Annotated in this window: 15 protein-coding genes and 1 tRNA gene; 8 read left to right on the top strand and 8 right to left on the bottom strand. The window is 68.0% G+C overall.

All coding sequences use genetic code 11. The features are described 5' to 3' along the window. Window positions 1-44: 44 nt before the first annotated feature. The gene (locus AB0I52_RS09765; RefSeq protein ID WP_363070646.1) at window positions 45-1,643 is read right to left on the bottom strand and encodes a sodium:solute symporter family protein; all 1,599 of its coding nucleotides are present in this window, start codon (window positions 1,641-1,643) and stop codon (window positions 45-47) included. A 427-nt stretch (window positions 1,644-2,070) separates the two neighbouring features. Beyond that, window positions 2,071-2,853 (bottom strand): SDR family oxidoreductase, encoded by a 783-nt coding sequence (locus tag AB0I52_RS09770; RefSeq protein WP_363070648.1) that lies wholly within the window; start codon window positions 2,851-2,853, stop codon window positions 2,071-2,073. A 79-nt stretch (window positions 2,854-2,932) separates the two neighbouring features. Between AB0I52_RS09770 and AB0I52_RS09775 the strand changes: the two genes are divergently transcribed. Beyond that, complete coding sequence (locus AB0I52_RS09775) at window positions 2,933-3,817, top strand: hypothetical protein (RefSeq protein ID WP_363070650.1); 885 nt, start codon at window positions 2,933-2,935, stop codon at window positions 3,815-3,817. A gap of 146 nt (window positions 3,818-3,963) precedes the next feature. Here the strand turns inward: AB0I52_RS09775 and AB0I52_RS09780 are convergent, their stop codons facing one another. From AB0I52_RS09780 to AB0I52_RS09790, 3 genes are all read right to left on the bottom strand, one after another. After that, window positions 3,964-4,170 (bottom strand): DUF397 domain-containing protein, encoded by a 207-nt coding sequence (locus tag AB0I52_RS09780; protein ID WP_363070652.1) that lies wholly within the window; start codon window positions 4,168-4,170, stop codon window positions 3,964-3,966. Between the two features lie 245 nt (window positions 4,171-4,415). Continuing rightward, a complete protein-coding gene (locus AB0I52_RS09785) occupies window positions 4,416-5,285 on the bottom strand; it encodes a helix-turn-helix transcriptional regulator (protein ID WP_363070654.1) in 870 nt (289 codons plus the stop codon). 259 nt (window positions 5,286-5,544) lie between these two features. Further along, on the bottom strand, window positions 5,545-6,267 hold the full coding sequence (locus AB0I52_RS09790; protein WP_024491270.1) for a GPP34 family phosphoprotein: 723 nt from the start codon (window positions 6,265-6,267) through the stop codon (window positions 5,545-5,547). Window positions 6,268-6,461: 194 nt separating this feature from the next. Between AB0I52_RS09790 and AB0I52_RS09795 the strand changes: the two genes are divergently transcribed. The 4 genes from AB0I52_RS09795 to AB0I52_RS09810 all read left to right on the top strand — a co-directional run bounded on the left by AB0I52_RS09795 (window position 6,462) and on the right by AB0I52_RS09810 (window position 12,194). Next, on the top strand, window positions 6,462-9,026 hold the full coding sequence (locus tag AB0I52_RS09795) for a serine hydrolase (RefSeq protein WP_363070752.1): 2,565 nt from the start codon (window positions 6,462-6,464) through the stop codon (window positions 9,024-9,026). A gap of 292 nt (window positions 9,027-9,318) precedes the next feature. Further along, window positions 9,319-11,127, top strand: a complete 1,809-nt coding sequence (locus tag AB0I52_RS09800) for an MFS transporter (RefSeq protein ID WP_363070656.1) — start codon at window positions 9,319-9,321, stop codon at window positions 11,125-11,127. 165 nt (window positions 11,128-11,292) lie between these two features. Continuing rightward, the gene (locus tag AB0I52_RS09805; protein WP_363070658.1) at window positions 11,293-11,808 is read left to right on the top strand and encodes a hypothetical protein; all 516 of its coding nucleotides are present in this window, start codon (window positions 11,293-11,295) and stop codon (window positions 11,806-11,808) included. Then, complete coding sequence (locus tag AB0I52_RS09810) at window positions 11,805-12,194, top strand: transcriptional regulator (protein WP_363070660.1); 390 nt, start codon at window positions 11,805-11,807, stop codon at window positions 12,192-12,194. The genes AB0I52_RS09805 and AB0I52_RS09810 overlap by 4 nt, the downstream gene beginning before the upstream one ends. Window positions 12,195-12,352: 158 nt before the next feature. Here the strand turns inward: AB0I52_RS09810 and AB0I52_RS09815 are convergent, their stop codons facing one another. Continuing rightward, window positions 12,353-13,855, bottom strand: coding sequence for an immunity 49 family protein (locus tag AB0I52_RS09815; protein ID WP_363070662.1), 1,503 nt, complete (start codon window positions 13,853-13,855; stop codon window positions 12,353-12,355). Window positions 13,856-14,691: 836 nt separating this feature from the next. On the opposite strand from AB0I52_RS09815, the gene AB0I52_RS09820 reads away from it, so the two are divergent. Together AB0I52_RS09820 and AB0I52_RS09825 are read left to right on the top strand one after the other, a co-directional pair. Continuing rightward, a complete protein-coding gene (locus AB0I52_RS09820) occupies window positions 14,692-14,937 on the top strand; it encodes a hypothetical protein (protein WP_363070664.1) in 246 nt (81 codons plus the stop codon). A gap of 1,377 nt (window positions 14,938-16,314) precedes the next feature. Next, window positions 16,315-16,653 (top strand): MerR family transcriptional regulator, encoded by a 339-nt coding sequence (locus AB0I52_RS09825; protein ID WP_362963815.1) that lies wholly within the window; start codon window positions 16,315-16,317, stop codon window positions 16,651-16,653. A gap of 463 nt (window positions 16,654-17,116) precedes the next feature. Here AB0I52_RS09825 and AB0I52_RS09830 read toward each other — a convergent pair. After that, window positions 17,117-17,189: transfer RNA gene (locus AB0I52_RS09830), tRNA-Arg, on the bottom strand. Window positions 17,190-17,644: 455 nt separating this feature from the next. On the opposite strand from AB0I52_RS09830, the gene AB0I52_RS09835 reads away from it, so the two are divergent. Then, window positions 17,645-17,800 (top strand): hypothetical protein, encoded by a 156-nt coding sequence (locus AB0I52_RS09835; protein WP_363070666.1) that lies wholly within the window; start codon window positions 17,645-17,647, stop codon window positions 17,798-17,800. A gap of 865 nt (window positions 17,801-18,665) precedes the next feature. Here AB0I52_RS09835 and AB0I52_RS09840 read toward each other — a convergent pair. Continuing rightward, window positions 18,666-21,722: a VCBS repeat-containing protein gene (locus tag AB0I52_RS09840; RefSeq protein ID WP_363070668.1), complete on the bottom strand. Its 3,057-nt coding sequence runs from the start codon at window positions 21,720-21,722 to the stop codon at window positions 18,666-18,668. Window positions 21,723-22,076 lie beyond the last annotated feature (354 nt).

A 22,076-nucleotide genomic window follows, 5' to 3' on the forward strand; every position in this document is an offset into this window, starting at 1 on the left:
CGTAACCCGCCCCCACCGCCATCCGTTCCGTACAGCGGCGGGCGTCAGTCGGTCGCGCCCTTCGCGCCCTCGGCTTCCTTCGCGCCCTCGGTGAACTCCACGTCCCCGGGGCCGCCCTGCGCCGGCACGGTCGCGCCGATGCCGGGCCCGTCACCGTCCGAGTTGATCTGCTCGATGATCGCGTCGCGCTCCGGGGTGTCCTCCGGCTTGATGAAGCCGATGACGATGTAGAGCACCAGCGAGATCGCCAGCGGCAGTGCCACCTGGTACTGGAGCGCCACGTCCGTCTTCACCGAACCGTCGAAGTTGTAGTTGGTGAAGTAGAACGCCAGCAGACCGGCCGCCCAGCTGGTGAGCGCCGCGGTCGGTCCCGACTTACGGAAGCGGCGCAGCAGGCCCAGCATGAACGGGATCGCGATCGGACCCATCAGACCGGCGACCCACTTGATGACGACGGAGATGATGTCCTTGAACGTCGGCGAGTTGATCTGCGTCGCCAGTGCCATCGACAGACCCAGGAAGCCGAGCGTGGAGAGCCGCGCGGCCAGCAGCCCGGCCCGGCTGCTCCAGTTGCGGGCCGCCTTGGAGAAGACCGGGGCGATGTCGCGGGTGAAGACCGCCGAGATGGCGTTGGCGTCCGAGGAGCACATGGCCATCGTGTGCGAGAAGAAGCCGACGACGACCAGGCCCAGCAGGCCGTGCGGCAGCAGCTGTTCGGTCATCAGCGCGTAGCTGTCGGAGGCGTCCGGCTTCTGCGCGTGGACCAGCAGCGGTGCGCACCACATCGGGAAGAACAGGACCGTCGGCCAGACCAGCCACAGGACGGCGGAGAGCCGGGCCGAGCGGGTCGCGGAGGCTGCGGAGTCCGTGGCCATGTAGCGCTGGGCCTGGTTCCACATGCCGCCGTTGTACTCGAAGGTCTTGATGAACAGGTACGCCAGCAGGAAGGTCACGGTGTACGGACCGGCCGTCGGGTCCGTGTGGCCCTCGGGCAGCTTGTCCCAGACCGTCCACAGCGTGCTGAAGCCGTCCAGCTTGCTCATCACGGTGACCAGCATCGCCACCCCGGCGAACAGCTGGATGATGAACTGCCCCAGCTCGGTGAGCGCGTCGGCCCACAGACCGCCGACCGTGCAGTAAATGGCCGTGATGATGCCGGTGATGAAGATGCCCTGGGTCAGGCTGATGCCGGTGAAGACGGAGAGCAGGGTCGCGATGGCGGCCCACTTGGCGCCGACGTCCACGATCTTCAGCAGCAGACCGGACCAGGCGAGCGCCTGCTGGGTCTGGATGTTGTAGCGGTTCTTCAGGTATTCGAGCGGCGAGGCGACGTGCAGCCGCGAGCGCAGCCGGTTGAGCCGGGGGGCGAAGAGCTTGGCGCCGAGCCCGACGCCGATGGCGATCGGCAGCGACCACGTCACGAAGGACGTGACTCCGTACTGGTAGGCGATACCGGCGTAGCCGGTGAACATCACGGCGCTGTAGCCGGACATGTGGTGCGAGATGCCGGACAGCCACCACGGCATCCTGCCGCCGGCCGTGAAGAAGTCGCTGACGTTGTCGACACGCTTGTGGGACCAGAGCCCGATCGCGATCATCACGCCGAAGTAGCCGATGAGCACGACCCAGTCGAGACTGTTCATGTGTCCCCTCCTGGGGTCCGCCTTGTGAACGGGTACGCACTTCGCCAGTACGGCCGCTCAGCGGGGCCCCCGTGCGGGAGCGGGGACATCGGGGATTGAACCGCCTGTGCGGTCCCTCGGTCAAGGTCCCCTGCGGTCAGGAATGTGAACGCTGATCAGTAAGTCGAACGATTTTACGTGTTCTTGAATCACGAGGGCGTTGTCGTCAACGTGACGGCGGCCACACCATGAGCAGGCACTTCGTCAGGCTGTGCAGAGAACGACGGAACGACGGATCGAGAACACCGAGGACACGTCCAGGAGCGCCGAAGAGCACAGAATGACCGCACGGGATGCGGGTCCCGTGCGGCCGAGAAGGAGGAGAACTGACTCTGCCCGACCGTCTGTTGGGCTCCGCGTGCGTTTCGCTTCCGGGCGGGACGGTGTCTCAGCGCATCAGCTCGCCGGCGTTGACCAGCAGGGACTGCCCGGTGATCGCCCGCGCCCGGTCGGAGGCCAGGAACACCACGGCCTCCGCCACGTCGCCGTCCGTGGCCAGCTCCGGAAGCGCCATGCGCTCGGAGAGCCTGCCCAGCACCTCGGCCTCGGGTACCCCCTCGGTGTGGGCCGTGAACTGTACGTAGGCCTGCACCGGCGGTCCCCACATCCAGCCCGGCAGCACCGTGTTCACCCGGATCCGGTCCGGCCCGAACTCCCGGGCCATGGAGTACATCGCGGAGGTGAGCGCGCCCTTGGAGGCCGCGTACGCCGCCTGCCGCACCTGGGACGGCGCGGCCACCGCGGACTGCGTGCCGATGACGACGACCGATCCGCCCCGCTCCTTCAGGGCGGGCAGGCAGGCGCGCGTCATCCGCAGGGTGCCGAGCAGGTTGACGTCGATGACCGACTTCCAGGTGTCGAGGTCGGCATCCTCGACGCCCCCGAAGTAGCTGTCCCAGGCGGCGACATGGACCACCGCGTCGATCCGCCCGAACCGCTCGACGGCCAGCGCGGCGAGCGCCTCGCACTGCGCCTCGTCGGTGATGTCGGTGGGCAGGTGCGCGGTGTGGAGCCCCTCGGGGTCGATCTCGGCGGCCGACTTGGCGAGATTGGCCGCGGTGCGCGCCCCGAGGACCGCGTTGCCGCCGTCCCGCACGACGGTGGACGCGATCCGGTGCCCGAGCCCGGCACCCACTCCGGAAACGATGACGGTCTTCCCCGCGAGCAACATCGGCGCCTCCCGGCTCTGGCAGTTCTTCTGACGGGGCGTCAGAGTAGGTGCCTCCGGCGGAGTACGGAAGGGGAACGGCATGAGCGAGGAAACCCGGGACGAGGCGGCACGGGGCGAGGCGGCGCGGGGCAGCGGGACGCGGAGCGACACCTACGCCGAACTGGCCGCGCTGGGACCGTACGGGGTCCGCCCCGGCCACGCGCTGATCACCATGGTGGAACCGCACCCGGGCCATGAGTACGCGTACAACCGCTGGTACGAGGACGACCACTACTACGCGGGCGCGATGGCGATGCCCTGGATGGCGGCGGGGCGGCGCTGGGTGGCCACCCGGGAACTCCAGGGGCTGCGGTACCCGGAGAAGTCCGCGATCGCGACGCCGGTCGGCGCCGGCTGCTACCTGTCCACGTACTGGGTGACGGAGGGGCGCTACGACGACCACATGAAGTGGACCGTCGGGATCAACAAGCGGCTGAACCGGGACGGCCGGGTCTATCAGGACCGCACCCACGTCTTCACGGCGTTCCAGGACCACGAGGTGACGGTCTACCGGGACGGCGCCGCGGGGCCCCGTGACTTCCACGCCCTCGACCATCCCTACCGCGGGCTGGTCCTGGAGGTGATCGACGCCGAAGGGCCCGAGCAGCGGGCCGAGTTGCTGGAGTGGCTGCGCTCACGGCACCTGCCGGGGCGGCTGAGCGGGTCGCCCGCGGCGATGGTGACGGTGTTCCGTCCCACCCCGCTGCCGGGCGACCGGATGACGTACGTGAAGCAGGTCGAGGGCGTCGACACCCGGCTGACCCTGCTCTGGTTCCTCCAGGAGGATCCGAGGGAGTGCTGGGACGAGCATTTCACCGGGCTCGACGTGTCGGTCGCGGAATCGGGCCTGGGGCGGGTGGAGCTGGTGGCGCCGTTCATTCCGACCGTGCCGGGCACGGACCGTTACGTGGATCAGCTGCGCTGACGTCGCTGCCGATCGCGGGTGAGGCCGATGCTCCCACTGGGCCCCCGGTCTCGCGGGGAGCCCCCTCGGCCAGGACGGCGAACCGGGCGAGAGGGCTTCCGGCAGCACCTGAATCGGTGCGGCGACAATGCGTGGGAATTCATCGGTCAGGCGTCGACGGCGCCCTTGGCGACATCGCGCACGAACGTGTTCCAGGCACCCGGGACGAAACCGATCGAAGGACCTTCGGGGACCTTCGAGTCACGTACGGCAATCGCCTGCACGAGAGGGGACCTGACTTCGACGCAGGCGCCGTTGCCCCCGGAATACGACGACTTCGTCCACTTGTCCGTAGCACCCTGACGAATGGCCATGTTCACTCCGGTTCAGAGAGTTGTGTGAGTGGCGCCAACGATGTGTTGTTGGCGTGATCGACGCTACTCGCCAAGCTCCCCGAGTGAAGGGGCCGTTCACTCGACCGGATGGCATATACCATGCGGGTCTTCCATTACGAGGTGGCGACGGTGTACCGTGCCGCCGCCCCACCCGTAACATCGCTTCTTTTCTCGCATTCCGGACTTCGCGGGCTGGCTGGTTCAAGTGCCCGTCCGGCCACGTCTCACGCAGGCTTCAGACGGGTGTACTCCTTCGCGATCCCGTCGATGAAATGCCGGCTCTGCTCCACATTCAGGGCCTGCGCCCGCAGATGCTCGTACATGACGCTGTACCGCTGCACGTCATTCGCCTTCTCCAGATAGAGGTCGCTGGTGACTCCCTCGATGTAGACGACGCTGGAATCCGCGGCATCCGGGAATTCCAGGACGGCGTACTGCCCGTTGATTCCCGGGTGGGCACCCATCTCGAAGGGCAGCACCTGGACGGTCACGTGCGGCAGGTGCGACAGCTCCACCAGGCGCTCCAGCTGCTCGATCATCACCTGCTTGCCGCCGACCATCCGGCGCAGCGCGGCCTCGTCGATCACGGCCCACAGCCGCAGCGGGTGCTCCGGGGCGTTGATCCGGTCCTGGCGGCGCGAACGGACGCTCACGCGCTTGTCGATGTCGGTCTGCGGCGCCTCCGGCAGCGCGCCGTTGATCAGCGCCTCGGCGTACTGCCGGGTCTGCAGCAGGCCAGGGATCACCTGGGGCTCGTACACCCGCAGTGACTCGGCGTCGGTCTCCAGACCGATGTAGACGCTGTACGGGATGTCGCCGAAGGCATGCCACCAGCCCTGCTGGCGGGAGTCCTTGGCCATCTGCATGAGCGAGTCGACGATCCGGTGGTCCTCGACCTCGTACACCCCGCAGAGATCGCGGACATCGCGTTGGCTGATGGAGCGGCGGCCGTTCTCCAGGCGGCTGATCTTCGACTGCGAGACCAGCAGGCGCTCTGCCACCTCCTCGGCCGTCATGCCCTTGATCTCGCGCAGTCGGCGCAATTCCTGACCCAACCGTCGTCGTCTGACGGTGGGATTGACGTTGGGCGGCACGGAAACGGCACCTCCGGCTATGTAGCTGTGCGTATCTACTGCTCAGCAGATTGCCACCCGCGCCCCCGGCCGCGCTGGGAAATGGCCACACGCAGCGGCGCGGGGCAGCCGGTGGTACCGGCTGCCCCGCGCTTGGTGCGGCTCCCGAACCGGGTCTTTGGGGACGTCGGTGCGGCGGTATTCGGTTGTTGCCGTGGTGCGTTGTCGCTGTGGTGCGGTGTGTGGATGGTGCGGGTGATGTCTCGGCGTCCGTGCCGCCCTAGTGGGCCGCGGTGTGCGCCATGCTGTCGCGGCGTGACTGCGACTGCGCTTGCGGTTGCAACGGCACGCCGGCCGCCTGATTGCGGCGCGGTTGTGCGACCGCCCCGTTCTGGACGTCCATCACGGCGTGCGCCACGAGACCGCCCATCGGGTCGTGTCTGATCAGGTCCCGGAGCCGGGAGCGCGAAGAGCGCCCCTCGTTCCCGGGGTACAGGTGCTTGCCGAGTCCGACCGCGTGGGCCAGTGCGGCGAGCGCCGCGGTCCGCGGGTCCGGCGGTACGCCGGTGCGGATCGCACTGTCCAGCCGGGCCTTGATGTCCCGGCTGATTGCCGTGTCCGTCGCCTGGTAGCGAGTCGTCGGCAGCACTCCGCACATCTGGCCCGCCACGGCATGCACCATGCCGCACCGCTCCAGATGAGCGAGGTAGATCTGGCGAAGCCCCAGTCGGGGTCCGCCTATCCAGTGGACGGCCCGGACCGGGCTGCCGCGTCTGCGCAGCAGTTCCAGTGCGGAGTCCAGAGTCGGATCTCCTGTCGGCCGTGGCATCACCACGGCGATACGATCCCCGTCAGGGGCTATCCGTCCTGCCAGGGCCAGCTCTACAAGCTGGGCTCCGGCGAGGCCGAGGTCGAGCGACTGCGGCTGCGCTGTGGTACCCGTGGTCGGGTCCAGAGCGAGCAACAGAAGCTCCTCCGGAATTGTTCTGCGGCTCCTGCCCATCCATGCCTCCCCGCGTGGATGAGTGACAGGGTGACCCCTCTCACATCTGTCTGTCGAGGGTGCCTGGTTGCTTTGTACTGGAACCAGTAGGTATGTCGTTCTCGTCTAGCGGCTCAGCCGAGGGTTCACACGGGACACTGGTAGATGGTTCGGACAGCGCGGGGATGTCCCCGTGCCGCATGGAGGAGGCATCGGTGGCGGGCGAGTCCCCCGACAAGTCGGAGCAGCAGAAGTCGTCGGGAACGGCTCGGAGCGAGCACGATCCGCGGCTCGCGGTGTTCCGCGAACCCGACTCCCCGGCGGAGTCCGGCGGCAGGGCGGACACGGCGACGGCCGTTTTCAGTACGCGGCGGTCCGAGTCGGCGGCCGAAAGCGAGCCTGCGGCCGTGAAGGGCGAGCCTGTGGCCGCGAAGGAGACCCCTGAAGGCCCTGAGAGCTCGGTGGGGGCCCCTGGGGCCGAGCCGGGTGCCACGGAGGCGGCCGGGGAGCCCGAGGCGCCTGCGGAGGGCGTCGAGCCCGCTGGGGCGACCGGCACGGCCCAGGCCGATGCGGCGGACGTGCCGGAGAGCGCGGCTCCCGACCCCGGGGCGGGGGATGCGCGGCTGCGTGCGGCGGTCGCCGCCTGGGTGACGACGGACGGTGACGCGCAGGAGGGCGGGGCCGGGGACGGCCAGGTTGCCGACGAGCGGTCCGGCGATGCCCCCTCCGGCGATGCCCCCTCCGGCGACGAGCCGGTGCCGGAGCCTGTGGCGGAAGCCGAGGAGCCGGCCGGGCGCTCGGACGCGACTGCGGCGAGCGGGGCCCGCGTGCCCCGCACCCGCGAGGAATCCGGCGCGGATTCCGGTCCGGTGCCCAACGACGACTCCGAGCGGCGGGCAGAAGAGAAGCCCGGCGAGGAGTCTGGCGAGAAGCCCGAAGGGAAGCCCGGCGAGAAGCCCGAAGAGGAATCCGGCGAGAAGTCCTCTGACGAGAAGTCCGACGGAAAGTCGAAGTCCGACGGAAAATCCGAGCGGCAGCCTGACGAGAAGGTCGACGAGGAGTCCGGCAAGCGGTCTGACGACGAGGCCGACGAGAAGGCCCCCGTCGGCGAAGGTGCGCAGGTCACCGGCGCGGAGCGCGGGATCGACCAGGCGACCGCCGTCTTCAAGGCGCCCCGGCTGCCCCGCGTCGACCAGCCGACGACCGCGCTGAAGATCACACCGCCGTCCACCGGGAAGCCGAAGCCCGGGTCCGGGCCGGATTCCGCCCGGAAGTCCGAGCCCGAGTCCCCCGCCGAGCGGACCAGCAAGTTCGTACCGCTGCGCTCCGACGACGTACGGCCGGCCCCCGCGCCGCGCAGCCCCGGGGCCCCCGCGCCGGAGCCCGGCTCCGACCGGTCCGGGCCGGCGTCCGGTCCCTCGTGGGCCGCCCAGCTGCCGCCCGACGCGTCGCTCAGCGGCGCCGAGCGGACCCGGCAGCAGCCGATGCCGCCCAGACCGCCGCTCGACCTGCTGGCCGAGCTGACGAACACCCCGCCGCCGCCGGAGACCCCGGTACGCACCGCCGTGCGGAGGGTCAAGATCTGGACGCCGCTGGTCCTTCTGCTGCTGATCGCGTTTGCGATCGCGCAGATGGTGCGGCCGCTGCCCGATCCCGCGCTCGTGATGTCGGCGAAGTCGACGTACACCTTCAAGGGCGCCGGCCTGAAGCTCGACTGGCCCGCGCAGGGGCAGTCGGCGGTCAGCGTGGACGGTGTCGGTTCGCTCGGTTCGGCGGGAGCGCAGAAGCCGGCGCCGATCGCCAGTGTCGCCAAGATCATGACGGCGTACGTGATCCTCCAGGGGCACCCTCTCGCCGGCAAGGAGCAGGGCGAGAAGATCACTGTCGACCAGCAGGCCGAGGACGAGTCCAAGGCCGAGGACGAGTCCAAGGTGCCGATCACCGAGGGGCAGCAGTTCACGGAGCGGCAGATGCTTCAGCTCCTGATGATCCCCTCGGGCAACAACGTGGCCCGGCTCCTCGCCCGCTGGGACGCCTCCTCCGAGGCCGCCTTCGTCTCGAAGATGAATGACGCGGCCAAGAAGCTCGGCATGAGCCACACCACGTACACGGACCCGAGCGGTTTGAAGAAGACGACCGTCTCCACCGCCGACGACCAGCTCAAGCTGGCCGCCGCCGTCATGAAGAACGAGGTGTTCCAGGGGATCGTCGACACCCCGCAGATCAAGATCGACGGCATCGACACCACGATCTACAACAACAACACCATCCTGCTCGAGCCGGGTGTGAGCGGTATCAAGACCGGTTCCTCCACCCCGGCCGGCGGCAATCTGGTCTGGTCGGCCAACACCGTCGTGGACGGTAAGAAGCTGTGGATCTACGGCGCCGTCATGGGGCAGCAGGCAGGCACGGGGCAGCCGTACGACAGCCTTGTGATGTCGCTGACCAACAGCCTCAAGCTGATCAAGGGCGCGCAGGAGGCGGTGACGTCCGCCAAGGTGGTCCGCAAGGGTGATGTCGTCGGGTACGTGGATGACGGATTCGGTGGCCACACGCCGTTGGTCGCGACCGCCGACCTGAAGGCGAAGGGCTGGCCGGGCCTGGATGTGGAGCTCTCCGTGGCGGGGAACGGCAAGGAGATCTCGCGCACCATGACGGCCGGCACCAAGGTCGGGGTGGTGACCGTGGGAACGGGCAGCGCCAAGGTCAGTGCTCCCGTTGCCCTTCAGCAGGATCTGGCGGAACCGGGCCTCGGCCAGAAGCTGACCCGTATCAGCTGATCCGTACCGCCGACCCGCGTCAGCCGACCCGCATCAGCCGATGCGGGTCGGCTTGCGTCCGAACCGCCGAACCGCCGAACCCACAACCGACCGAACCGCCGAATGTCCGAATGCCGGAAGCAAGGTGCTCATGGCGCCCCCGAGGCCCTTTTCGGACGGCGTCAGAAGCTGCGTGCTAGCGTCCCAGAAGCAACGCGTGTATCCCCCGGAACGCGTTTTCTGGCAATTGACGCCCACGCTGCGAGCGAGTCGGCGGATTCACCGCGTCCGGGGAGGGACGGGGAGAGTCGCAGTGACCACTGCTGAGCCGACACGGGCGAAGCGCGACGGGGACGGGGCACGGGGCTCGGGCGGCGAATCCGCACCGGACGGCGCCGGCCGGCTCGACGCGTTCAAGCGGGGCTGCGTTCGACATCCGGTCCTGCTGACGACCGCGGTGGCCGCGGCGGTCCACGTTCTCTGGTTCTTCTTCTTCGCGAACAGCGGCGGCGACATCGCGGCCCAGGACGCCTGGGCCGAGTTCGTGGGCCGGCACCCCGGTACCGCGTACAACCTGGCCTGGTACGGGGGCATGCACCCCGTCTCGTACAGCGTCGTGTCGCCGTATCTGATGTCGGTGCTCGGTGTCCGTACGACGATGATGATCGCCGGTACGGTCTCGGCGGGCCTGACCGCGCTGATCCTGGTCAGGGTGCGGGCCGTCCGCAATCCGATCGCCTGCTCGATGGCCGGGGTCTTCGCGTACCTGTGCAACGCGCTGTCGGGCCGGGTGACGTTCGGGCTCGGCATGATGTTCGCGCTCGGTGCGGTGGCGGCGGTGTTCTGCTGGCCGCACCGCTGGCGGTACAAGCGGTGGGCGAAGGCGGTCGTGGCCGCGCCCCTCGCCGGACTCGCGACGGCCGGCAGTCCCGTGGCGGGGCTCTTCCTCGGTGTGGTCGCCGCCGCCCTGTTCCTGAACAAGCGCCGCCCCGGGGCGTACGCGCTGGGGCTGGCTCCGGTCGTGGTGGTGGCGCTGTCCGCGTGGCTGTTCCCGTTCTCCGGCACCCAGCCGATGTCGATCGCGACGCTGTCCCTGCCGTTCCTCTTCGCGGCCCTGGTCTTCCTCCTCGTGCCGCGCGACTGGAGGACGGTACGGACCGCGGCCGCGGTGTACGGCATCGGGACGCTGCTGACGTATGTGGTGGACTCGCAGATCGGCTCGAACGTGTCGCGGATGGCGATGCTGTTCGCCGGCGTGGTGCTGCTGGCCGCACTGCCGTACGCGGAGCCCCGCTCCCGGCGGTGGTACGCGCTGGTCCTCGCGTTCGTCGGGCTGAACTTCTGGATCGGGTTCAAGGGCGTCGACGACATCGTCCGGACCGCGCCCACCGCGTCCTGGACGCGCGAGCTGGCTCCGCTGGTCAACCAGCTCCAGAAGGTCGGTGCCGAGCGGGGCCGGGTCGAGGTGGTCCCCCCGAGCAGCCACCGGGAGGCGTCCGCGCTGGCTCCGCTGGTGAATCTGGCCCGCGGCTGGAACCGGCAGGCCGACATGGAGCGCAACCCGATCTTCTACGACGACACCCTGGATTCCGTCAACTACCGGCAGTGGCTCGACCGCTGGGCCGTGCACTACGTGGTACTGCCGCAGGGCTCACCCGACTCCAGCGGCGCGGTGCAGGAGGCGGAGCTGGTCAGCAAGGGGCAGCCGTACCTGAAGCCGATCTGGTCCGACAGCAACTGGCGGCTCTACTCCGTGGACAGCCCGGTGCCACTGGCCGATCCGCCGGCGACGGTGGACGAGGCCGGTGCCGGTGAGCTGACCATCGATGTGAAGAAGGCGGGCCGGGTGCTGATCCGCATCCCGTACTCGCGCTGGCTCGCGGTGGTCGACGAGGAGGGCCGGGCCGTGGAGCGGCCCCAGGAGACCGAGGAGTCCAAGCAACGTGAGGACAAGGACCTCCCCAAGGACTTCGTCAACAAGAACGGCTGCCTGATCAAGCTGGACGAGGACCAGTACGGCGACGAGTGGACGGAACTGCTGGCACCGCGCGCCGGCGTGTACCGGCTCGGTGCGCCCTACCATCTTCCGCCGGGGACGCCGTGCCCGGACGAACTGCGCTGACGCCGTAGAGGGGCGGGGCACCGGCGTCGACAGCGCGTCGACACCACGATGGCATCCAATGCGGCAAGTACTTTCCACACTGGAAAGTCAATGCCATGATGGGAGCTGCCGGCGACCGTTACCGTCGGGCTGCTCGTGTGCTCGCAGGAAGGATTCGGTGTGCTCATGCCGTCGCAGGAGAACAAGTCCGCGCCCCTGGAGGGTGAGGACGGGCCGGCGGCGCACGCCGAGGACGCGCTGAAGGGCGTGGAGACGGCCAGGGAGCGGGCCCGTCTCACGTCCGGGCTGGTTCCGGCGTGGTACGGCCCGGCCGTGGCGGTGACCCTGGTTCTGCCGAGCGCGGTGCAGGCCTGGAGCCGGGGCCGGGGCGGCTGGACGGCGGCGGCGGCGCTTCTCGTGTCGCTCCTGGGACTCGCCGCCGTGTTCGCGCTCGTTCGGGCCGCCCGGCGGGGAACGGGGGTACGGGTCACGCGGCCCTTGTCCGCGCGCCTGCGCCGGAGCCGGATCGCGCTTCCCGCTGTCCTGGCGGCGGGGCTGCTGGCGGGAGGGTGCTGCTGGGTGTCGGGGGCCGGGGAGGCCACCACCCGGATCACGGCGTTCGCCGTATGGGGGCTCGGCGTGTGGGGTGTGTGCATCACCCGTAACGTGGCGATCGATCGGGCGCTACGGGAACTCGCGTGAGAGGCGATCCGCCAGGACGGGAGCGGGCCGCCCTGGACGAGACCATCCACCATCCGACCCGGCTGGCCTTGGTCGCCTTTCTCTCCGCGTGCGACGAGGCGGAGTTCGCCACCGTTCGTGACGGCTGCCAGGTGTCCGACTCGGTTCTCAGCAAGACCGCGTCGGCGCTGGAGGCCGCCGGCTACCTGTCCGTCCGCAAGGGGCACGTGGGCAAGCGTCCTCGGACCTGGCTGTCTCTGACGCCCGCCGGCCAACAGGCCCTGGCCGGGCACATCGCGGCGCTCCAGGACATCGTGGCCACGGCCCGGAGCGCGGGCGCGGGGGCCGGGGCAGCGGCCGCCCGGACAGCCACCGACGCGCCGGACCGCCCGGCGCCGCTGAGGTGAGCGACTACGCCTTCACGGCCTCCGGTGCTGCCGCCCGGAACCGCGTCGAGGCAGGCACCGGGTCAGAGGCCGGGTCAGGCACCAGGTCAGGGGCGGGTCAGGTACCAGGTCAGAGGCCGGGTCAGGCACCAGGTCAGGTGCCAGATCAGGCGCCCGGGTCAGGGGCTGGGGATCTCCTCGACGCGTTGGCGGTTGAGCAGGCACAGGGGCAGGTGCGACTGGACGGGATCGATGGGGAACCCGTAGTCGAAGGCGAGGCTCGCAATCGCCAGCGGTCCCAGGGCCACTTGGGCACGCGGCGCCGTCGACTCGCCCCAATAGAGGCCGTGTTCCGTCACGGCTTCGCCGAGTGTCTTGGCGAACGTGTCGTGGTCCCGTGCGATGAGACGGTGGAAGAGCGCGATCGGCTGGTAGTCGATGGAGTTCACGAACTCCATCGGCGCGCGGGTCACGGCGTCGGGTCCGGACGCCTCCATGGTGGCGACGAGTTTCTCCACCACCCCGTCCATGGAGACGCTTTCGGAGAAGTAGGCCTGCAGGGTGTCGATCCAGTGCGGCACGTACGCGTCGACGGAGTCGTCCTGCCGCAGCGTCTCCAGCGGTACCTGGCAGAGCCGGTGGATCCGGTCCCCCTCTCGGCACACGATCGCCAGGTAGAGGGCGTCGAGCCAGGCACGGGCGTCCGCGGGCGGTGCGGCGGGTGTGGCCGGCACCTGCGGGACGAGATCCGCGCCGAGTCGGCAGTCCTGCGGCCGCCCGCCGGTGAACAGGGCGGAGCCGAGCTGTACGGCGGTGGCCCAGGCGTCCCACGTACCGATCCGATCCGCCTCGGGATCGGTGGCGCACCGGACGTGTGCGTGCGCGACGGCGGAGGCGAAGGCGTCGCCCAGGCCGCCGCTTCCCGGGTCCTGGGAGAGACCCGCTATCGACTCGGCCGTGGCGCGGGCGAGCCCGTCGAGGCCGGGAGCGGGCGCCTGGGCGGCGGCACGGGTGGCGAGCCGGCCGGCACGGTCGAGGCGGACCAGGCCCTTCATCAGGCCGAGCAGCGGAGGCGGCGGCTGGATGGACAGGGAACGGGTTTCCTCGTCGAGCACCGTGAGCGGTTTCAGGCTGCCCCGGTGCCACCAGTAGACCCGCGGTGACAGGGCGCCCGGCCCGTCCTCGAAAGCGCCCAGCGCGTAGCTGGCGAGGGTGTTGACGGCGTCGGCCACCGTGCCGTCGGCGATCGGGTGGTACACCAGGTTGTGGCGGCTCGGCATGACGACAAGGGCCCCGGCGGGCGGAAGCGACTCACCGGTGACCCGTCCGACCGCCGCCGACAGGAACAGGGCCTGACTGCCGACGAAGTGCGAGTCCCCGTAGAAGGAGTGCAGGATCGTCCCCTCGACGGAGATCTCCTCGTGCGTGACGGGGACACGCATCAGGTTCCCGTACGCCGCCTGTCCCAGCTCCTGAAGGCCGACTCGCTCCACGTCCCGGTCGGTGAGGAGCCGTACGTCGGTGGGCCGGTCGAGGGCGTAGACGAAGACGAGGTCGTCGGCCACCAGCCGCGCATAGCGTAGATCGCCGGTGACCTCAGGGGGGATCGAGGCGGTGGGCAGCAGCCGTGCGTAGGTACCGCGCAGCAGTTCGCCGGTGTCGGGAGTGTGTTCCGTGTTCATCGCCCCGACTCTACGAAAACGGCGCGCGGCCGGGTGACGCGGCCCGCCCTCCGATTCAGCCCCGCCGGGAACCCAAGTGGACGCGCGGGTACGCCCCTTGGGCCCTTGGGCCCTTGGGCCAGGAAGATCCTCGGCATGTAAACGTCCGCACATTCACAGGTGAGCTGAAAATGGGCAATGGCTATCTACTGGTACCGAACGGGTTGGGAGCCGTCTGACGCCGAGGTACTCGTGCGGTCCCTTGCCTTCGTGATCGACCGGCTGGGCACAGCCGAGGACGTTGACTGGGACGCGGTCGTCACCCTTGGAGCAGCCAAACTGGACGGTTGGCCGGGCACCCTCGCGCTGCGACCTGAAGCCGTGGCACGAATCCCGGAACTTTCCGGGGCGGAGCACCGGAAAGAACTGCCGCTTCACGTCTTTGGACGGTCTTTGAACGACCCGCCTTCTCCGCCCGACGGGGCCAAGCCGTCGCGACCCAGCGGCTCTCCGGACCGGGGTCGTTCCTTCGGCGAGTCCGCGGCGCGACGGAATCACCGCCTGCGGCAGCCGCAGCCTCCGTCGCACCAGCACGCCGGCTCCCGCGAGGACCACGCAGCCGACGACCACGCTGACAACTACGACACCGACGCTTGTCTTCGGTCCGGAGCCGGCCTCGTCGGGCACCGGCCCGAACAGGTCGAAGGTACGCGTGTTGTTCGTGGCGTCGGGATCGGCGTGGTCCATCTCGGCGTCGCCGGGCTTGAGTGCGGCCTTCGCCTCTCCGCTCCCCATGCCCTCGCCCTTGACCCCCGGATCCCGTACGACAGGCCCGTTACGCCCGAGCCCTCGCCGCGGTGCGGCACGAATACGGCGGCCGTATCGCGCCGATCGGCGAACGGGAGGCGGCCGCCTCCCTCGCCATCCACAAGACGCTCAAGGCCACCGGCGCCAGCATCGATCCGCCGGACGCACTGATCGCCGCCACCGCCCTGGCCAACGGCTGGACGGTCGACGGTCGCCACCCGCAACATCAAACACATGGCCCGAACCGGGGCTCTGGTCGTCAATCCGTGGGAACAGCAAATGTGAGTGGGCAGTAGCGGTCAGCGTTCCTGAAAAATTCCCCAGAAGACGACAGACTGATCCGCTTTCGTTTCGTCGACAGCACCGGATTGCCCACAGAGCGAGCGGGCGGGGAACAGAACTACCGGCTGACTCACTGTACGAAGCTTCGTGCCGGACAGTCCGCTCATGCATCGCGCACGCACGGTGCCAGTGCCCTGAAGGCGGTGCGTGCGTTTCGCCGACTTGGCCGACGACGCTGTGCAGGACACCGGGGCAGGCGGAGTCCAGGAGGCCGGAGCGCACGGCCCCGGGGGTGGTTGTCCGCTGTCATCCATCGAGGCGCTTGGCAGCGAACCCAGTCACTCGGCTTCTGTGACAGGTGACCGGCTCGCGACGCTGCCCGTGTTGATCCACCTGCCGCAGCAGCAGGAGTTTTCCAGGCCGCGGGTGCCGCCGCTGTGGCGCAGGGCATTGATGACGAGCTCCGAGACAACAAGGGCTCCGAGACAACAAGGGCCACTGTGTCGGCTTGCCTCAACCGCGCTGGCCGGCGGCTGTGGTGTTCGCGGCATCGAGCTGGCGTAACGGCCCTGGTCAGCGGGGGCGAGCCGGCTGGAGCGGGACCACCGCGCACCCGGTCGGTGGCCAAGACCGACTATCTCTCAACCTGACCCACGGAAATCTATGTTGGCCAGAGTAGACATTGGGTGGTGGTGTGGCTATGGTTTCTCTCGTAGCCCAGAGAGACAGCAGGCGCGGCAGAGACGAACTGCCGGGCAGCAGTAACCGCCAGGACGGTGCGGTGGTGGAGTTTCGAAGCCAGGGTTGTTGCAGGACGGCGACGGGACTGACGACCGGACCGGGTGGCCCGCAGTGATCAGGGGCTGCCGTCAGCAGGACCGCAGTTCACGCAGTAGTAGTTCGGCAAGTGCAGTACCCAGCAGTGAAGTCAGTGAGCGGTACCTCGGTGAAGGCGTCGGCTGCGGGCGCGCGTACCGGGAAGTTCGGCAGTGGGGTTCCAAGCCAGAGCAGACGCAGGACGGGCAACGGGGCTGGCTGCCGAAGGGTGGCGCTGTCGCAGGCCACAGAGCAGTTCGCATCACCAGCAGTACCAAGGAAAGCAGTACCAGCAGCAGGCAAGTGATTGATCCCAGAGGGAAGAAACGGAGGACCAGGCGCCATCAGGATCGCCCGGACGGAAGTCTTGAGTCCGGGTACCGCAGGACATCGATAGTGAGGTGGTCTCCGGTCAAGCAATCGCGATCCCCGCAATCCCGACGCCTTCCAGGTCGGGTCAGCGGAAACAGAACGCCGGCGCAGCATCAAGGCCGGCAGATGGTGTAGCAGTTCCTTCGGGGCCCGGGTGCCATACGGCACCCGGGCCCCTCCACGCGTTCCACAGAGAGGTGCAAATGACAGCAGACGACTCGTTCGGCCGTCTCGACGACGACGACTACCCCGCCTACACCATGGGCCGGGCAGCCGACATGCTCGGCACCACCCAGGGCTTCCTCCGCGCCATCGGCGAAGCCCGCCTCATCACCCCGCTGCGATCCGAAGGCGGCCACCGCCGCTACTCCCGCTACCAGCTGCGCATCGCAGCCCGCGCCCGGGAACTCGTCGACCAGGGCACCCCCATCGAAGCCGCCTGCCGCATCGTCATCCTGGAAGACCAGCTCGAAGAAGCACAGCGCATCAACGCCCAATACCGCCGCGCCGCCGAATCAGAGAACCAGGCGACCGCGAGTTGAGGTGGCGCGTGCCCGCCGGGTACCGCACACACCTGGCGGCGCCCCGGGCCAACACATCACCCCGCCTGACCTACCCGCCCCCGCTCCAACTGGCTCGCACGAACAGTGGGCGTCGACCTTCAGTTGATGGTGCTGGGAGCACAAGTGACAGGGCCGCTCAGCAGCAGTGCTGCGCGGCCCTGATCTGCGTCGGGACCGATATACGGGCTGGCTGACGCGGGCGTCGCAAGTCGATGCCGCCGCAGTAGTCGTGCCCTCCGGGCCGCAAACAGCGACTGCTCCTGGTCCAAGCGGTGACGTCGGCGATCGCCACGCGGTACATCCCGCCCGTCTCCGGGATCCCCACCGTGCCCTGCAGAAGCCGCCCCCGTCCGCTCACGCGAACGGCCCCGGACGGGAAGTCCGAGGCCGAGTAAGACCCTTACCTGGGAGAGAAACCCCAGGTCAGAGCGGTAACGCGTTGTGCCCCCGGCAGGATTCGAACCTGCGACACCCGCTTTAGGAGAGCGGTGCTCTATCCCCTGAGCTACGAAGGCGGAGTGAGACAAACGCCCTGGTCATGCGACCTTGCGGCGGTGTCGGGATAGGAGTCCGGAGGGACACTTTCCCGAGCAGGCGCACAGAAGGTCGGCCGACCGCTGACAGCCTAGCGGATGGAGCTCGCGGAGGTCGCCCCCGTTATCGCTATGCGTCGTCGCGGGTTCATGGCATGCCTTCTGAACTGCGAGTTCTCCTTGAGGCATGCGGGGGCTGGATCCGGTGCGATCAAGGTGTCGGGCGCATGCGGGCAGCGCAGGATGTCCGTTCCGGTGCGTACGCGGGCACGGTTGTGGCGCGGGAGGTGGGGCGGCGTCTTCGGACAGTCCGTGCAGGGATTCGGCCATGTTCGTGGATGGGCGTACGCCCCCTCGCCTCGTGACACTACTCAGGGCGTTTGCCTGACTACTGTTCCCCAGGGGTGGAGGGCGCTTCAGTGCGCAGGGATGACATCGTGTCGATCCTGATCGACACGAAGAACGAGATGAAGACGTCGATCGCAGGCCTCGACGGCCGTGTGAGTGAGCTGGACCGGGAACTCCGGGGGGTGTTTGCCGGTGAGATCGGCGAGCTGCAGGACAACGGCACGAGGAGCGTCTTCACGGCGTAGTCGTGCTGCCCGCGAGTCGGCGCGATCAGAGGCAGTGCGGCTGCGGCCCTGCGGCCCTGCGGCCCATGTGGTGACGGACGGCCGCGCGCGGGTTGCGCCGCTGACTCGTTGAGGTCAGGAGGCCGGCTGTGGACCTCTTGGACTTCGTCACGGGAGTGAGGGCCGCCATGGGCAGGCAGACGATGGACGGGTAGTCGCGTGGGCAGCCGACCATGTGAGGTGCGGCAGCAGTTCCGCCACTTCGTACAGCAGTGGATAGTGCAGGCAGTCCTGGCCTTGTCCTCGGTCAGCACGCGGATGCCGTCGTAGGCGTGGACGGGCAGGACGATGTCCCGGCTCGGGGCCTGGTCACTCAGGCCGAGCTCGCGCAGGGTGCGGGAGGCTGCCCGCACAACGTTCGGCGCACTGAACGAGTGGAGAAGGCGGACTCGTGACGGCCAGGGCCCAGGTGATCAGGGTTCCCGTGTAGCCCCGGCTGCCGCTGCCGCTGCCGCTGCCGCTGCCGCCGCCGACGACCGCGTCGGTCTTTACGGACCGCGAGTCGATGACCGCGGCCGTCGGCTCTGCTTCCCGTCCGGCCTGCTCGCGGACCTTCGCGCAAGCGCTCCTGGAGCTCGCAGATCAGTCCGCCCTCGACCGCGTACAACATAGACAACAGGGCCTCCTGGCGTGCTCGGTGTCTCAGCAAGTCCGAACTGCACCAGAGGCCCTGTCCTCATGCACGAACACAGCAGGTTCACCCGCCCCGGCCGCCGCTTTCGATCACACCGCACTCAAGATCGACAGGACAACGGCTTCTGACTCGAGACGGAATGAGCCGTTGGTGTGTCAGGCGTGGCTCGACGCCTGACACACACCCGTCCGATCAGCTGAGGGACTGGAAATCCTTCCATCCGCCAGTTCCAACGGTTGTACCGCTTCCCGCGAGGTTGGAGTAGTAGAGGAGTTGCCCGTCGGTGTTAGTGGCCCAGATATCGGCCTTGTTGTCACCGTTTGCGTCGGGTACTGCCGTGATCAGCGGCCGGTTGGCGGGGGTCCAGCCGGTGCCGATAACGGAGGATGTTGCAGCGGTGCCGAGTCCCTGGCCGTCGGGGCCGGTTCCTGCGTAGAGGCGCAGTTCGCCATTGGTCCTGTTCCTGGCGATGAGGTCCACGTGTCCGTTGGCTGTGCGGTCGCCGGGTGCGGCGAGGTCGTAGCTGGCCCAGCCTCCGGTTCCAACGAGGACGGGAGCGCGGCTTTCGTCGAGGTAGAGGGACTGCGAACCGTAGTAGAGCCAGAGGAGTTGGCCTTCCTTGACCAGGAGGTCAGGGAAGCCTGGGACGTCGGTGATGCCGTCGCCGTCGGTGTCGAGGGGCCCGTCGACGTCGCCTATGGCGAGAATCTGGTCTGCGTTGGCCCAGTGGTTGTTAGCTGGGTCGTACACGTCGAGTGCTTGTTGGTCGTCTGTGCAGGCCTTGGATGCTCCGTCCGCTTGTTCGTCTCGTGCGGTGCAGGCGAAGCCGAGTCCGTTGTTGGGGAAGAGGCTGAGGTTCTTGCCTGTGCTGCTGGGGATGGCGGCGATGAGGTCCTCGTTGCCGTCCTGGTTCCAGTCCCCGCGGTGAGTGACGGTTGCGCCGGTGAAGTCGGCGTTGCTCGCAATGGTGTACGTGCCGACGTAGCCGTTGTTCTGGCCGGGGTAGAGCCAGAGCTCACCATTCGAGCGGACACCGTACATGTCCGCGTTGCCGTCTCGGTTCAGGTCTCCGTCCTTGGCCGGAGCGGTGGGGCTGTCGGCGTAGAAGAGGTACTGGGTTCGGTCTGATCGGTTACCGGCGCCGTCAATACTGACCACGTACAGGCTGTGTGATCCGGCCCCCGGAGGTCGCAGGGGGAGTGTGACGGGTCCGCCTGCTCGGGCCGCTGTCTTGGTGCGGACGGTGGGGTCCCAGTCGGTCCAGTACTCGTACTTGACCACGTCGGGGATCTCGGTGGTTTCGCCGCTCTTCACGGTGAAGTCACCTGTGGTGAAGGCTTGGCCGGTGACGGCCGGCCAGCCGTCGTCGCCGTTCGGGAAGGTGGCGGAGCTGATGGCCGGCGGGTTGCTCGGGCGGTTGGGGTCGAAGACGAAGCGGCATCCGGGAAGCCCGGTCTTGGGTACCCAGGCAGAGCTGGATGTGGCGTCCTTGGCCTGGGCCTTCCAGGAGAAGTTGCCGTTGGACATGGAGATGTACTTCTTCAAGGTTTCCTTGGAGACCTTCAGCTTGGCGACCGACCCGGAAGGTGCCGATGCGGTTGTGCTGACGATCATGACGCCGTTCGGGTCGTCATTGGGGTGGTGCCCCGTGGGCCACAGATTGAACTGGGCCTTGACGTTGCCGCCCTCGGCATCCTTGACCTGTGCGGTCAGGTAGATGTCGGTGTTGCCGATCGTCTCGAAGGGTGAGGCGGTGCGGCAGCCCCCGCTGCTGGGGATGGTGTCCAGCTTCGCGGGCGTGTTGGGGATGGTGTTGTACGTGGTGGACATGACGGCGCTGTTGGCGTCGAACTTCTTCCACGCGTACTCGTCACCCTCATTCACGGCCCTGAGCCCCAGGGTGACGTTGGACCAGTCTCCGGCTGCGGCCTTGACGGCGGCAGTCTTGACGTCGAACGCGATCTTCCCGGCAGGGCAGTCGGATCCCCAGCCTCGCGTGTCGTCGGTCTCGTCGAGTTTGCTGTCCCAGAACGTGTTGTTGTTCGAGGAGTTCCAGGTGGTGGCTTTCGAGATTCCGCCGGTCAGCCAGATGCCGATCTTGCGCTTGTTGCAGGACCAGGACCAGGTGTTCTTGATCCTGAACGTTGAGGACAGGACCTGCTTGTTCGTGTTCCACAGGTTCGTGGTATTCAGTTGGAAGATCGACCGGCCGAGCCCGTTCGTCTCGTTCTCGTAGCCGACGCGTGCCGTGGACGTCGACGAGCCGCTCCCACCCCAGCCGGCTCCGTTGTAGTAGCCGGTGTTCGGTGTTTTCTTGTACGCAATGGTCCACGCCTTGAGGCCGCCGTCGACCGCAGGGTCGATGTACACGGGGTAGGCCGTGTCGTTGCCGGTGAGCAGTGACTGGTCGGGCGCCACCGTGACGTGCCCGGAAGCGACATCGATGGGCATCGGCGTTTCCTGTGCACCGTTCCCGGGCTCGAATTCGTCCCCGGGAGGAGACCCGGCGTCTAGTGGCCCACCGGCGGCCCGCAGCGCTGCAGGCGAGGCCGTGGCGCTGCGGCTGTCCCACATCCGGGGTGTCGGGGCGGTGAAGACTTCCTGGCCGGCGGGGTTCACCGCCTTGAGGTTGCCATGCTCATCCACGGAGACTTCGATGCCGTCGGTGTCCAGTTTGAAGGCGATGGCCTTCAGCGCCGGGTTGGCTGCCGCCTCAGCGGACTTGACGACCAGGACCTCACTGAAGCCAGTCGTGCTCGCCTTGACCTTGAGGTCGACACCGGGCAGCACCTCGCTGTAGGTGGCGGTGTCGTCTGCTAGCTCGGGTGCCGGCAGAGTGCCGGGCCACGTCAGCGACATGCTTCGGCCGTCGCGTGTGACGGTGGCCAGGGGGCCTGCTCCGCCACCGGAGAACGACAGGTCCACCGAGGTGGCTTCCGGGCTGATCCGGCCACCAGGCTCGCTCTTCAGCGCGGTGTCGATCTTTACCAAACGGTTGTCCTGCCGTGTCCACTGAGGAGTGGCGTAGGTGTCCACGGTCATCGTCCCGGACGGGTTGGCGAACACCTGAGAAGTCTCAGTGCGCTGCGCCACGACCTCGACGGCCTCACCGCTGTCAGCCGCTTCCGACAATGCAACGGCTTCCGCCGGCGTGTGCAGACCAGGGTCTCCTGCCGAGGATTCAGATGGCTCGGCATGCGCAATTGTCAGTGGAGTTAGGGCAGTTGGGATGGACAGTGCCGCGGCCACGGCCAATGTTGTGAGTCTTCGGCGAACTGGCGGACGCGGGGCGCCCCGTCTGTCTGTACGCATGGAGCTCCCTTTTCAGAACCTACAAATTTCTACCTCATGATGGTGAGATTTTCCGCCGCGAACAACGGGCTCAAGAAAACTGAGGCTCTTGAAATAATTGATTCCATTGCGGCGGTGTTGTCTGTTATGCGCTTACTGCTGTGATTTACGTGCCCATGTGGTGTATGCGTGAAGCGTTGCCGCAGGTCAGCGTTCCAGGGTTGTTGAGATGCGTGGTGTCTTAAATTGCACAGAATGCGCCATGAGTCGAAGTGGTCAAATCGATTAAAAGGTATCGAATGGGCATGAAAT

This window comes from Streptomyces sp. NPDC050423 (assembly GCF_040655445.1).
Classification (GTDB): Bacteria; Actinomycetota; Actinomycetes; order Streptomycetales; family Streptomycetaceae; genus Streptomyces.